At 51.9% G+C, this 13127-nt stretch carries 12 protein-coding genes; 5 read left to right on the top strand and 7 right to left on the bottom strand.

Annotated features, from left to right (window positions below):
- Window positions 1–88: 88 nt before the first annotated feature.
- The 4 genes from ccoS to PXG97_RS01425 all read right to left on the bottom strand — a co-directional run bounded on the left by ccoS (window position 89) and on the right by PXG97_RS01425 (window position 5510).
- On the bottom strand, window positions 89–271 hold the full coding sequence (gene ccoS / locus PXG97_RS01410) for a cbb3-type cytochrome oxidase assembly protein CcoS (protein ID WP_276495925.1): 183 nt from the start codon (window positions 269–271) through the stop codon (window positions 89–91).
- Between the two features lie 74 nt (window positions 272–345).
- The gene (locus tag PXG97_RS01415) at window positions 346–2748 is read right to left on the bottom strand and encodes a heavy metal translocating P-type ATPase (protein WP_276495926.1); all 2403 of its coding nucleotides are present in this window, start codon (window positions 2746–2748) and stop codon (window positions 346–348) included.
- A 446-nt stretch (window positions 2749–3194) separates the two neighbouring features.
- Window positions 3195–3734 (bottom strand): plastocyanin/azurin family copper-binding protein, encoded by a 540-nt coding sequence (locus PXG97_RS01420; RefSeq protein ID WP_276495927.1) that lies wholly within the window; start codon window positions 3732–3734, stop codon window positions 3195–3197.
- A gap of 48 nt (window positions 3735–3782) precedes the next feature.
- Window positions 3783–5510 (bottom strand): L,D-transpeptidase family protein, encoded by a 1728-nt coding sequence (locus PXG97_RS01425; protein WP_276495928.1) that lies wholly within the window; start codon window positions 5508–5510, stop codon window positions 3783–3785.
- A gap of 323 nt (window positions 5511–5833) precedes the next feature.
- Between PXG97_RS01425 and PXG97_RS01430 the strand changes: the two genes are divergently transcribed.
- Window positions 5834–7732 (top strand): M1 family metallopeptidase, encoded by a 1899-nt coding sequence (locus tag PXG97_RS01430; RefSeq protein ID WP_276495929.1) that lies wholly within the window; start codon window positions 5834–5836, stop codon window positions 7730–7732.
- A gap of 156 nt (window positions 7733–7888) precedes the next feature.
- On the opposite strand, the gene PXG97_RS01435 is transcribed toward PXG97_RS01430, so the two are convergent.
- Entirely contained in the window at window positions 7889–8380 is a 492-nt protein-coding gene (locus PXG97_RS01435; RefSeq protein WP_276495930.1) for a YciE/YciF ferroxidase family protein, read from the bottom strand.
- 327 nt (window positions 8381–8707) lie between these two features.
- On the opposite strand from PXG97_RS01435, the gene PXG97_RS01440 reads away from it, so the two are divergent.
- On the top strand, window positions 8708–9601 hold the full coding sequence (locus PXG97_RS01440) for a cyanophycinase (protein WP_276495931.1): 894 nt from the start codon (window positions 8708–8710) through the stop codon (window positions 9599–9601).
- 64 nt (window positions 9602–9665) lie between these two features.
- Complete coding sequence (locus tag PXG97_RS01445; RefSeq protein ID WP_276495932.1) at window positions 9666–10298, top strand: HAD family hydrolase; 633 nt, start codon at window positions 9666–9668, stop codon at window positions 10296–10298.
- Window positions 10299–10302: 4 nt separating this feature from the next.
- On the opposite strand, the gene PXG97_RS01450 is transcribed toward PXG97_RS01445, so the two are convergent.
- Entirely contained in the window at window positions 10303–11235 is a 933-nt protein-coding gene (locus PXG97_RS01450) for an isoaspartyl peptidase/L-asparaginase family protein (protein ID WP_276495933.1), read from the bottom strand.
- Window positions 11236–11411: 176 nt separating this feature from the next.
- Between PXG97_RS01450 and PXG97_RS01455 the strand changes: the two genes are divergently transcribed.
- The gene (locus tag PXG97_RS01455; RefSeq protein WP_276495934.1) at window positions 11412–11783 is read left to right on the top strand and encodes a DUF3127 domain-containing protein; all 372 of its coding nucleotides are present in this window, start codon (window positions 11412–11414) and stop codon (window positions 11781–11783) included.
- A 174-nt stretch (window positions 11784–11957) separates the two neighbouring features.
- On the top strand, window positions 11958–12581 hold the full coding sequence (locus PXG97_RS01460; RefSeq protein WP_276495935.1) for an AlbA family DNA-binding domain-containing protein: 624 nt from the start codon (window positions 11958–11960) through the stop codon (window positions 12579–12581).
- Window positions 12582–12592: 11 nt separating this feature from the next.
- Here PXG97_RS01460 and PXG97_RS01465 read toward each other — a convergent pair whose 3' ends face one another.
- Window positions 12593–12991: a toxin-antitoxin system YwqK family antitoxin gene (locus PXG97_RS01465; RefSeq protein WP_276495936.1), complete on the bottom strand. Its 399-nt coding sequence runs from the start codon at window positions 12989–12991 to the stop codon at window positions 12593–12595.
- Window positions 12992–13127 lie beyond the last annotated feature (136 nt).

Genomic DNA, 13127 nt, shown 5'->3' on the forward strand with positions numbered 1-13127 from the left:
CTCTACTGGCTACAAATGTCAGCATAGCAATGCCGGTAAAAGATGACAGAAGTCACTCCTGAAGGTGATTGATATCAGCCGGCCTGGTTTAGGATGCTTCTTTCTTAGCTGCAGCCTTCGCCTTAGGGGCTGTTTCGTTATCGAAGAGCATGCGCACGGCAGGTGTATAGTCGTCGTCGTACTGGCCGGAGCGCACTGCCCAAAGGAACGCCCCCAGAAAACAGGCTGCCACCGTTACGCTGATGGCGATCATTAAAAAGATGATGTACATATGGAGAAGAGTTAGGGGTTGAGGGATATATGTGGCAAGTTTTTGATGAGAAACTTGCCATTACTCCTTGATCATTATAAACCTGCTCGCTTGGCGGCAATCTTCACGGATAAGGTGGCGAAGATGATCACGCTTAGAGAGCTGATGGGCATCAGGATGGCTGACACCAAGGGTGAGAAAAGCCCCTGCACGGCCAGCGTTAAACCGATCACGTTGTAGACTAGCGACACGGCAAAAGTGGCCAGGATGATTTTCATGGTTTTTCTGGAGAAGCCCAGGAAGCTGCTCAGCTTGTCAAATGCCGCTGCATCCAGAATCGCATCGCAGGATGGGGAGAAATTAGTGATACTGTTGCTCAGGGCTATCCCCGCATCGCTCTGCTTCAGGGCCCCGGCGTCGTTCAGGCCGTCGCCAATCATCAGCACCTGGTGGTACTCGTTCTTAAGCTTCTGAATAAACTCCAGTTTTTGCACCGGGCTCTGGTTAAAGCTTAGTTCTGCCTCATTGCCGAGCAGTTCTTTCAGGCGTGCCTCCTCGTGGTTGTTATCTCCTGACAGTACGGCGATCTTTTTATCTTTCAGATCATGCAGAATCTCTTTCAGGCCCTGGCGGTACACGTTGTAAAACGTGTAGTAACCCTGCAGCACGCCATCCACCGACACATACACCGTCGTTTTAAGTGTATCTTTCATTGCATCGGCTTTTACTCCTATGTATGAAGCAGATCCGACTCTAATTATACTTCCGTTCACCTCAGCGATCAGACCTTTGCCGGCAAACTCCTGAAAGTGCTCCACAGCAACGGTCTCTCCATTCAGGCTATGGAAAATCCGCTGGCTCAGGGGGTGCGTAGAGTGGCTCAGCACTGATTTTATACTTTGTTCCTGGGCTGGCGTGAGGGCCTTGCCGGTGTAGCTGATTTCGGCTGCGCTGGGCTCTGTGAGCGTACCTGTTTTATCAAACACCACGGTGTCGATGTGGGCAAGCGTTTCCACCACAGCCGTGTTCTTCAGGTAAAACTTGTTGCGCCCGAACACGCGCAGCGTATGCCCGTGCACGAACGGCGTTGACAGCGATAAGGCGCATGGGCAGGCGATGATCAGCACGGATGTAAAGGCCTTCATGGCCATGTCCGTATCGCGGGGCACCCAGTAGATGAGGGAGCTGGCGGCAACCAGCAGCGTTACAATGATAAACCATTTGCCGGCCACGTTGGCGTAGGTGTTCACGCTTTGCTTTTCTTCTTTGGAGAACACACTATCGTTCCAGAGCTGGGTGAGGTAGCCTTGCGATACCTCTTTCACCACCTCCAGTTCGATGCTCTCCCCTACCTGGCGGCCACCGGCATAAATCACCTCGCCCATCACCTTTTCTACCGGCTCCGACTCGCCACTCACGAAGCTGTAGTCGATCATGGCCTGGCCACGAAGCAGGATGGCATCGGCAGGTATAAGCTCCTGATTGCGAATACGGATACGGTCGCTTACCTTAAGGTTTCGTACAGCCACTGCCTCTTCGCCGCTCTCCTTGAGCACCGTCACCGAAACGGGGAAATAAGAAGTATAATCCCTGTCGAAGGAAAGGGTATCGTATGTTTTCTGCTGAAAGTATTTACCGATCAGCATGAAGAACACCAGACCGGTGAAGGAGTCGAAATAGCCTGGGCCGGTGCCGGTAACTACCTGGTAAATACTCACGAAGAAAAGGGCGAGCAGACCGGTGGCAATGGGCAGGTCGATGTTTACCATGCGCTGCTTTATACCCTCCCAGGCCGAGGTGAAGAAGCCACGGGCGCTGTAAACGAACACCGGGATGGACAGCAGAAGACTCAGGTAGCCAAAGAACGACCCAAAGGTGCGCTGCAGCCCCTCGGTAATGGCCAGGTAGTCCGGGAAGGCAAGCAGCATCACGTTACCGAAGCAAAAACCGGCTATGCCCAGTTTGTAGATAATGGTGCGGTTGGGCTTGCTGGTTTTCTTGCCGTCTGTGTCGGCCAGGGTGATCTCGGGCTCGTAACCAATGCGCGCCAACAGGGTTACCACCTCGCGCAAGGTGGTTTTCTGATGGAAATACGTCAGTGACACCTCCTTGCGCAGGAAGTTCACGGTGGATTCAGAGATGCCAGGATTAAGCTTGAACAGGTTCTCCAGTAACCAGATACAGGAACTGCAGTGCATCTGCGGCACATAGAACGTGATTTTACAAATGTTGTCGCTCTTAAAGCTGATCAGTTGGGCTTCTACACCCGCATCATCCAGGTAGGCGAAGCGGGAGTCTGCTCCCAGCTTCTTAAGCGTGTTTCCCGGCTTATCTTCCAGGTTATAGTAATTGCAGAGGTTATTCTCCTCTAAAAGCTCATAAACAGTTTTGCAACCATCGCAGCAGAACGCTTTGTCGTGCGCTACAATAGGTTCTTCATTGCAGGAGTCCCCACAATGGTAGCATGTCTGAATATTGGTTTGGAGTGCGGCTTCCATCTCAATTTTCCTTTAAATGTTTAGGCAAAGGTAGATGGCGGCAAAGCCCTAAAGGATGACGAGTATCAGTTTTGATGTTGATACTTGTCAGTGCCCATGCCCCCTGAAAGCCGGACATTTGCTAGTGTCAAGTTCACAGTGGCGGCCTACCCAGGTGCTGCCCCGAACATTGAGAGAAGATTTGTGCTTTGCAGTAGTTTAAGGTGAGATAAAGCTGCTTTAGCCAGGGTTGTAGTGGAAAGGAACGAGGAATGCACTGTTGCTGTAGAACCACCACCCCGCGCAACTCTGGCGCAAAGCCACTTGAGATGATAGTTTAGTGTTTAGTTAAGTATACATGGTGTTGGCGTGCCGTATTGCACATACGGACGCAAAAAGGCCAGCTGTTTTGCAGCTGGCCTTTTACGTTATGTTAAAATCACTTCGCGCGATAAGCAGCTTTGCTGTTACTGTACAACAAGCACACCGTTCATTTTTTCCCAGTGGCCTGGGTACGTGCACACGAAATCGTAGAGGCCGGGCTCTTTGGGGGCCGTAAACTCCACTTCCACCGTTTGCCCGGGCAAGGCCATGGGCGAGGCTGCAATAACGGCTTCGCTCTGGGGCACATAGTTTCCTGACGGGCCTAGGCTCGCGCCAGCCAGCGCCACCTGCTTATACTTGCCGGGCGCGGTAAACACCACGTTGTGCACCATCGGCATGTCTACGCCTTCGTTCACGAATTTAAGCCTCACCAATGCTCCTGCATCGGCGTGGAGCGTGTCCTGGGCGTAGCGTATCTCGTCTAAGGTGTTTCCCAGTGCGTGCAGCTCGAGTTCCTGCACCTCCTGCTTCGTGGTGTCCCTCTTTTCCACGAGCGGCGCGCTGGCGGCCGTGGCTGTGTCCTTCAAATTCCTAGTTGCTTCAGGGTCCCCTTCTGCGTCTGGGGTGTTGCAACTCCAAAACACCAGCATGAAGGGCAGCATGCATATAAATAGCTTGTTCATGGGGTTGTGCTTGTACAAAGGGTGCAGCTCAAGGCTGCACCGGCTTTGTTAACCAAAATATTCTTTTCTCAAGGTCTTGTCGTGGCCGTACAGGTCCTCCCGGAAATGCACATTGCCATCCTCATCTACCCAACTGGTAAAGTATACCAGGTATACTTGTATCTTCTTGGGCAGCGTGATCCATTTCTCCTCGTCACCGTGCATGACCTCTCGGATACTTTGCTCATCCCACTCCGGCATGCCCTGCAGCACGTATTTTGCCAGCTCCACTGGTTTTTCTAGACGTACGCAACCGTGGCTAAAGCCGCGCTGCGTCTGGCTAAACAGGGCATCGGCCGGCGTGTCGTGCAGGTAGATCGCGTGCTCATTAGGGAACAGGAACTTGATCTGCCCCAGCGAATTCTTCGGGCCCGGCTTTTGGCGCACCATGTACTGGAAGTTTTTCTCTGTCACGCTTTCCCAATCTATGTCATAAGGCGAAACCGGCTTGGGGTTCTTCTCTTTCGTCACGATTTCCATGTTCTGCGTTTCCAGCCAGTTGGGGTTGTTCATCATCTTAGGCTTTATCTCCCGCTCCACAATACTGTTGGGCACGTTCCAGTAAGGGGCCAGCACCACGTATTCCATTTTCTCGCTGAAGATCGGGGTGGCGTTCATGGTCTTTCCTACCACCACGCGCATGTTCAGCACCTCTTTGTATTCCCGCTCGGCCTCTGGATCGTTGTTAGGATCTTCGTACACATACAGTTTATACTCCGGGATGTTCACCCAGATATACTTTTGGTCCAGGCTTTTGGGCACCATGCGCTTCGGAATCCAGCGCCAGCGCTCCATATTGATCATGATCTGCTCAATGCGGTCTTCGATGGGCACGTTCATGGTAGAGAGCGTTTTCCCTCCTATCACGCCATCCTGCGACAAGCCGTGCAGCATCTGAAACTTTTTTACCTGCGCCTCCAGCTTTCCGTCGAAGAACCAGTTGCGCTTGTCTTTCAGGTCTATAGGCTGATCGGGGTTAAGGCGCTGGCGTATGGTTGCCACGGCCTGCGCACTGTCGCCTTTCTGCAGCGTCTTTTTTGCGCCCAGCTCTATTTTGGGCCAGCCTCCTTTTTCCTGTATGCTGCGGTAATGCTGCAGGGCATCCCGTAGCCTGGTGTAGCCGGCGTGCAGGGCCTCAAACTCATAGTAGGGATAAGTGCTCTCGCGCTCCTGCAGAATGGTTTGCAGCGCCTTGTGTAGCTTAATTTTGTTTTTCTTGACTTCCCAGTTCACGTTGTTCTGCGAGGTGGGGTCCACGCGGCCACGGTAAAAATCCGAGGCGTAGTTGAAGTACGAGGCTGTAAGGGCCACATCGATCTGCTGCTGCAACTGCAGCCTGGTGGAGTCCTGCGGGTCCAGTTGCTTATACTTCTGGAACATTTCCTTGAAGTTCACCAGCTTATACTTCTCCGGGTTTAGCCCTTCCACGTTCGAAGAGTCTATCACTCCTAAGAATTTCTCGGCTTGCGGTACCAGTTCGTTGTCCTTGAACCAGGCTAGTTTGTAGTTGCGGTCGCCGTAGAACTGGAACATCAGGTCCTCGTGCTCTTTAAACTCCGGCTCCTTGGCAATGTAGCCGCGCACAAACAGGCTGTCGGTCGTGGCCTGTGGCAGCTCATCTTTTTTAAATATGTCTGCTATACCTTTTGATTTATTGTTGTCGGAGTCGCCTTGGTTACAACTCGAAAGGGATCCGACAAGCAGCATTGGAAGTATGCTTAAGATGAGGAATCTCATTTTATAGGGGTTCATGTTCTGACTGTTGTGCTCAGCCGTACTTCAGTATTCGGAGCCGGTGGCAAAAGGCTAATACTTTTTTTAGAAAGGTATAGCTTTAGTACAATACTGAAACTGCTGAGTAGGTTATTGATGCATTTCACCTTTTAGTACTTCAAAAAGCGGCAAAATGTTTTGTGGCCTCTTCTGCCGCTACTTTTGCTCCTGCCAGAAACAGCACCGGCAGCCCCGCTTCCGCTGCCGCACGGGCTATACTGTGCTTGTCCGTTTTATGATTTGGTGCAGATTGCCTATCTTACACCAAAATATTCCCTGAAAAACCCATGAAATATTACCACCGTTGTTTACTTGGGCTGGGGCTGGCTGGTAGCCTGCAACTGGCCTCCTGCTCATCCACCACCACATCCGATAATGAAACTATGACCGCAGAACAAAGTGCAATGCAGCAAACTCCGGGCGATGTACACAGCTACGCCCAGCCGGCCGAGGCCGTGGCCAAGCACCTGGACCTGGACATTGAGGTGAACTTTGACCAGAAAGTGCTGAGCGGAACTGCCTCCTACCTCATCGAGAATAAAACCGGAACCGACAAGATCATTTTTGATACTCGGGGCCTGCAGATAGAGAATGTATACCTCGGTGAGAATAGGGAGGAAACTACCTTTGAGTTGGGCGATGAAAAGGAGTTCCTGGGCCGCCCGCTGACGGTAAATATTAAGCCAGACACCAAGAAAGTTACCATACAGTATAAAACCTCTCCGGATGCAGCCGCCCTGCAGTGGCTGAACCCGCAGCAGACAGCCGGTAAGAAACACCCGTTCCTGTTCACGCAGTCGCAGGCCATTCTTGCCCGCACCTGGATCCCGATTCAGGATAGCCCCGGCATCCGCATCACCTACAACGCCAAGGTAAAGGTACCGAAGGAGTTGCTGGCCGTGATGAGCGCCGAGAACCCGGTAGAGAAGAACGCAACCGGCGTTTATACTTTTGAGATGAAGCAGCCGATCCCATCTTACCTGATGGCGCTGTCGGTAGGTGACCTGGTGTTTCAGCAGATCGGGCCGCAGACAGGTATTTATGCTGAGCCAGCCACAATCAAAGCGGCCGCCTACGAATTTGCGGAGATGGACAAAATGCTGGCCGCCGCCGAGAAGCTGTATGGCAAGTATAGATGGGACCGCTACGACCTGCTGGTGCTGCCGCCTTCGTTCCCGTTTGGGGGAATGGAGAACCCGCGCCTGACATTTGTGACACCTACCGTGCTGGCCAAAGACCGCTCGCTGACGAGCCTGATCGCGCATGAGCTGGCGCATAGTTGGAGCGGCAACCTGGTGACCAACGCCACCTGGGATGATTTCTGGCTGAACGAGGGCTTTACCGTATACTTTGAGCGCCGCATTATGGAAGAGATCTACGGGAAAGACTATGCCGATATGCTGAACGTGCTGGGCTACCAGGACATGATGAATACCATTAATGACATCGGCCCCGAGAGTGAGGACACGCGCCTGAAACTGGACCTGGAAGGCCGCGACCCGGATGAGGGGCTAACCGACATCGCCTACGAGAAAGGAAACTTCTTCCTGCAGAATATTGAGAAGGCCGTTGGCCGCGAGCGGTTCGATGCGTTCCTGAACAACTACTTCAACACCTTTGCTTTCCAGAGCACTGATACGGACAAGTTCCTGAACTTCCTGCGCACCGAGCTGATCAAAGGAGATGAGCAACTGGCCGAAAAGATTAACATTGAGGGCTGGGTGTTCTCGCCGGGCCTGCCTGAAGGCTTTGAGGCGCCAACCAGCTCCCGCTTCTCCAAGGTAGAGGAAGCCTTCCAGAGCTGGAAGAACGGAAAGCCAGCCGCGCAGTTGGATACCAAGGATTGGTCGAGCCACGAGTGGCTGCACTTCATCCGCATGCTGCCTGAGAACATGAGCCAACAGCAGATGGCGGAACTGGACAAGGCTTTTAACTTCACGAACTCCGGCAACTCTGAGGTGCTGGCGGCCTGGTTCATCCACGCCATCCGCAACAACTACACAACGGCTGACCAGGCGCTGGAGACCTTCCTGACCAATGTGGGACGCCGCAAGTTCCTGGTGCCGATCTACAAGGCACTTGCTGCCACACCGGAAGGCAAGAAAAAGGCGCTGGCCATTTATGCGAAGGCAAGGCCAAACTACCATGCAGTGTCAACCGTCACGCTGGATGAGATGCTGAAATAACTTATCCTGACTAAACAAGAAAGCGGCTTCCATACTTTGGAAGCCGCTTTTTTTCTCGCTATACCTAAAAAGGGAAAGCTCTGTAACCTTCTTACCTGCTTGGTGGAGCCAGGCGAAGGTACAGAGCCTTCCAAACATATCTTTAGGTTATACTTCTTATCTCTCAGCCCGCTGATTAATGGTCTGCTCTGCTATCATGGTTAGGCGCTCATCTGTTTGTTTCTCTTCTTGCAGTGTTGTCTGCAGTGCTTGCAGTGCGTCATTCATGCCCAGCTGCTTGGCATAGGCACACACTGTACCGTAGGCGGCAATCTCATAATGCTCTACCCGCTGTGCGCAGGCAATCAGGGCGGCATCCATCACGCTGGCATCAGCGCGTTCGCTCATCATCATCTCACACTCCCGGATGATGCCTTCCATGGCCTTGCACTTCTCTCCTGTCGGCTTTTCGCCTAATGAGTCAAACACTCGGTCAAGGCGCTGGATCTGCTGCTCCGTTACGTGGAGGTGCTCCTCAAAGGCCTGTCTTAGCTTATCAGAAGAGCAGGCATCCATCATCTTCGGAAGCGCCTTGGTAATTTGCTGCTCTGCATTATAGATGTCTTTCATTTCGTGGATCATCAGATCCTTTAAGTTGTTTAGTTTCATAGCTTGGAAAGGTTACGCGTTAGTGATAAAAAGCTTGTTTGCTTGTTACAGACCTACTATACGGCCTCATGGGAGGCGGGTTTGCAAATATTATTTTTTATTTGCAAACACACCATTTTGCCAAGTGGCTGCCTTATCAATATGATTTATCATATATAACAACATAGAAAGACAGTCATATTTTGCCAGCCGAAATCTTTGCTTCAAGTATAGTTTGAGCAAAAGTGAAACGATTTTAACCAAAAGCGGTAATCATTACAGTACCAACGCGTGCTCGCGTCTACACAACCTATTTTTTACTTAACACCTAAAGCAAGAATATCACCCGTGGATAAACCTAAAGGAAAGCTGATTGCAGTGGGCGGGAACGAGGACAAAGGCAGCTACCCCAACCCAAAATCGAAGAAGAAGTATTACCTGGACTTTTTTGAACTGGGTATATTGAAGCGCTTCCTGAAGGAAGTCTCCGCAAAGCGGCCCCACATTGAGGTGGTGACAACCGCTTCCATGATACCGGAGGAAGTTGGGGAGCGTTATACCAGTGCCTTCGGCATTCTTGGAGTCGAGAACGTGCAGCTCATGCACATCCGGGATGAGGAGGATGCGCATTACCCTGAATACGTACAGCGGGTTCGCGATTGTGATGGCATCATGTTCAGTGGCGGCGACCAATCGCGTATTACACGCATGTTTCTGGATACAGAGATCCTGGAGATCCTAAAACACCGCTACCAGCACGAGAACTTTGTGATAGCAGGTACCAGCGCCGGGGCCATGGCCATGTCGAAGGAGATGATCAAGGGGGGCAGCGCCACGGAGTCCCTGCTGCGGGGAGCCGTGAAGATGGGAAGGGGCCTGCAGCTAATCAATGATGTGATTATCGATACCCATTTTGTCATACGCGGTCGCTTCGGACGCCTGATGGAGGCAGTGGTAACGCATCCCAGGACTATTGGTATTGGCCTTGGCGAAGACACAGGTGTGCTGATTACGGAAGGGCACATGGTCGAGACCATTGGGTCCAACCTGGTGGTGGTGGTGGACGGGCACGAGGTAAAGTATACGAACATCAACGAGGTGGAACCTGGACGCCCTGTGGCCATAGACCACGTGGTGATGCACGTGCTGGCCAAAGGCAACCTCTACGACATTAATACCCGCACCTTCTATAAAAGTGAGGAAGACTACCAGCACACCCAGCTGCAGGAGCTAAACCGCTGAGGTTTCTAAGGTGATCCCTCCATCGCGACACAAAGAAAGCAAGTTAAAACACTACGACGACCCCATGCAGATTAAAGCCCTTATACTCGACCTTGATAACACGATCTACCCGGTGCCTTCTATAGGTGAGGAATTGTTCAAACCGTTCTTCGATGTATTGGAGGACAGCGGAGACTTTGAAGGCGACCTGAAGGAGATCAAGCAGGACATGATGCGCATCCCTTTCCAAAAGGTGGCCGAAAAGTACAAGTTCAGTGAGCAGCTGAAAAAGAAAGGCGACAATATCCTGCAGAACTTAGCGTATGATAAAGAAATTGAGCCTTACGAGGATTTCTCAATGGTGAGAAAGCTCCCTTACAAGCGGTTTCTGGTAACCACCGGCTACGAAAAGATGCAGCAAAGCAAGGTGAAGCAGTTATACTTAGAGGCGGATTTTGAGGAAGTGCATGTAGTCGACCCCAGTAAGACAGATAAAACAAAAAAAGACGTTTTTAAAAGCATACTTGAACGCTACAACTATAAGGCAGCAGAGGTTTTGGTGATCGGGGATGATCCGGAGTCGGAGCTGAAGGCTGGACAGGAACTTGGCATAGCCACCGTGCTCTATTCCAGAGAGGGGAAACAAAGCCCCTACGCCACCCACAGCATTTCCCGTTTCGAAGAGCTGGAGAGGCTGTTGCAAATAAAGAAAGTATAAGCGGCTACTCCTTATAGATACCCACAAAAGTTTTTTCCTGCGCCACTTTACTTGCCCGGTACATGCCCTCGGAGTTGAAGGGCATCGCAATCTCCCCTGCTGCGGTTACGGCAATCAAACCGCCTTCACCACCAAAGTCTACCAGTTTTCGCAGCACCACCTCCTCGCAAGCCCGCTTTAGCGTGTATCCCTTGTACTCCATCAGGCAAGCCACATCGTAGGCCACCACCGCCCGGATAAAGTACTCGCCATGGCCCGTGCAGGAAATGGCGCAGGTGCGGTTATTGGCGTAAGTGCCCGAGCCGATGATGGGGGTGTCGCCGATGCGGTTGTAGCGCTTGTTCGTCATGCCTCCAGTGGAGGTGGCTGCAGCCACATTTCCGGACTGGTCCACGGCCACCGCTCCTACCGTACCGAATTTTTCATCCCGCTGCTCTGTGTGGTCCAGCATAAATATATCAGAGTCGCGCACCTCGCTCCACTGCTGGTACCTGTACTTGTCGAAGAAATAATGCTCCGGGGCAAACGCCACATCATAGGCCAGCGCAAATTCCTCGGCGCCATAGCCACTCAGCATCACATGGTCGGAATGCTCCATGATGGCCGTAGCCAGCTTGATAGGGTTTTTTATACTTCGCACGCCGGCCACGGCTCCTGCTTCCAGCGTTTTGCCGCACATAATGGCGGCATCCATCTCGTGTTTGCCCTCTTTCGTGAACACCGAGCCGCGGCCCGCATTAAAAAGCGGGGAGTCCTCCAGGCACACCACCGCCAACTCCACGGCCTCCAGCGCCGTGCCGCCACGCTCCAGCACCTTATGCCCTGCCTCCACGGCCTCCCGCAACGCGGCCCTGTATGCTTTGTCCTGTGCTGCCGAGAGGGTGGCTTGGGTGATGGTGCCGGCCCCTCCGTGTATGGCTATTGCTGTTTTCTGCATGGTCTTTATACTTCTTATCTTGCTTTGCTCCCTCTACGCCGTTTAAAGGGAGGCTGTTTGGATAAAGAGTTTTTGGCAGATATTTTTGTGCATTTGCGGCTACAAAAAGGACCTAATTCCGGCCGGAAATAGTTATCTTTGTCTACAGTATAATAACCAAAATAACTTTATTGATTATGTCTTTTGATATCCAAGGTAAGCTGTACGAGATCTTTGATGAGCAACAGATCAGCGACAAATTCAGAAAGCGCGAGTTTGTGCTGGAGATTCCGGATGGCTCTTACACCCAATACTGCAAGTTTCAGCTGACGCAGGACAAGTGCAACCTGCTTGACTCTTATAAAAACGGTGACGAGGTAAAAGTTACCTTCAACCTGACAGGAAAGCCTTTCACCAAGAATGGCCAAACCATGTACTTTACGAACCTGCAGGCCTGGAGAATGGAGCCCGCCTCCAACGGTTTCGATGGTGGCGCTGGTGCAGCCGCCCCGCAGCAGGACGCGCCTTCTTTCTACAGCAGCGACGCGGATAACGATCTGCCGTTCTAACCAGGGCAGATCACAATATATACCTTAAGCGAGCCTGTTCAGGCTCGCTTTTTGTTTGTGGCAGATGTATACATGTGGTGGTTTCTTCTGCTTTGGATGCGCTGCTAAGCGCTTGTTGGCAAGAAACCTTCACCCCAAATCGGAGTTTATACTTAAGAGCACCCTCCTACTACTATGGACGAACTACAGCGCCTGATCTGGGAAGGCGAAAACGATGGCGTTGACTTCAAGCAGCGCGTCACGAAACCCGAGAAGATTGCCAGGACCATGGTTTCTTTTGCCAACACCCGCGGTGGGATTATACTGGTTGGCGTGAAGGACAACGGCTATGTGATCGGCGTTGACCCCGAGGAAGAAAAGCATACCCTGCAACTGGCGGCGGACTTTTACTGCGATCCGCCGGTAAAGCTTTCTTATGAGGAGATAGAGCAGGACACAGGCAAGGTAGTGCTGAAGGTAAGCATACCTGAGAGCGCCCACAAGCCTCATTTTGCGAAGCTGAAGGACGATGACTGGCGCGGCTATGTGCGCGTGAAGGACACCAGCGTGCAGACGAGCAAGATGGTAAACAAAACACTGCAGCAGGCACCGGAACAGTTTGAGCCGCTGCCCCTGAACCGCCACGAGGAAATGCTGCTGGAGTACTTGCGCCTGCACCCCCGCATTACGCTGCGGCAGTACATGAAACTGGCAAACCTTTCCGAGCGCCGCGCCTACCGTACGTTAGTAAAGCTGGTCATACACGGCTACCTGCTGCTGCACGACAAGGAGAAAGAGGATTTTTATACTTTACTTTAAAGGCTACTACCCTATTTGGTGCTGCTCACCAGATGGCCGCTCTCGTACGTTTCGGTGTGCGAGAATTTCCCATCCTCTCCAAACACCTGCCACTCCCCAAACCAAAAGTAGTGATCTTTAAAGGTGGAGCGGATCATGCGTGCCTGGCCGCTCCGGGCCAGCTTTCCATTCTCATGGAATTTTTGCACATGAATGATGTTATCGCGCCGGTTATACTTCTCCAGCATGTATAAAGTGCCGTTCGGATAATAGTATTTCCATTTACCCGCCTCCACACCATGCCGAAAGCGGCCATTTCGGATCAGCGTTTCATCATCCCCTAGATACAGTTTCCAGCGACCGTGTTGGCGGTCCTGCTTGTCATACCGGTTGGTCTTCCAGAACAGGAAACCCTGTTTCCTTGGCTTCATAACCTCCTGCCCTACCCCCACAGCAGGCACAAGCAGTAGCGCAACCAAGCAGAGAGCAGGCAAACCAACGCGTAGTGCCACCATAAGTATTCCTATTATTCTTTATTCTGACTAAAAAGATATAAAAATTTTTACG

It is taken from the genome of Pontibacter litorisediminis, assembly GCF_029360645.1.
GTDB classification, from domain to species: domain Bacteria; phylum Bacteroidota; class Bacteroidia; order Cytophagales; family Hymenobacteraceae; genus Pontibacter; species Pontibacter litorisediminis.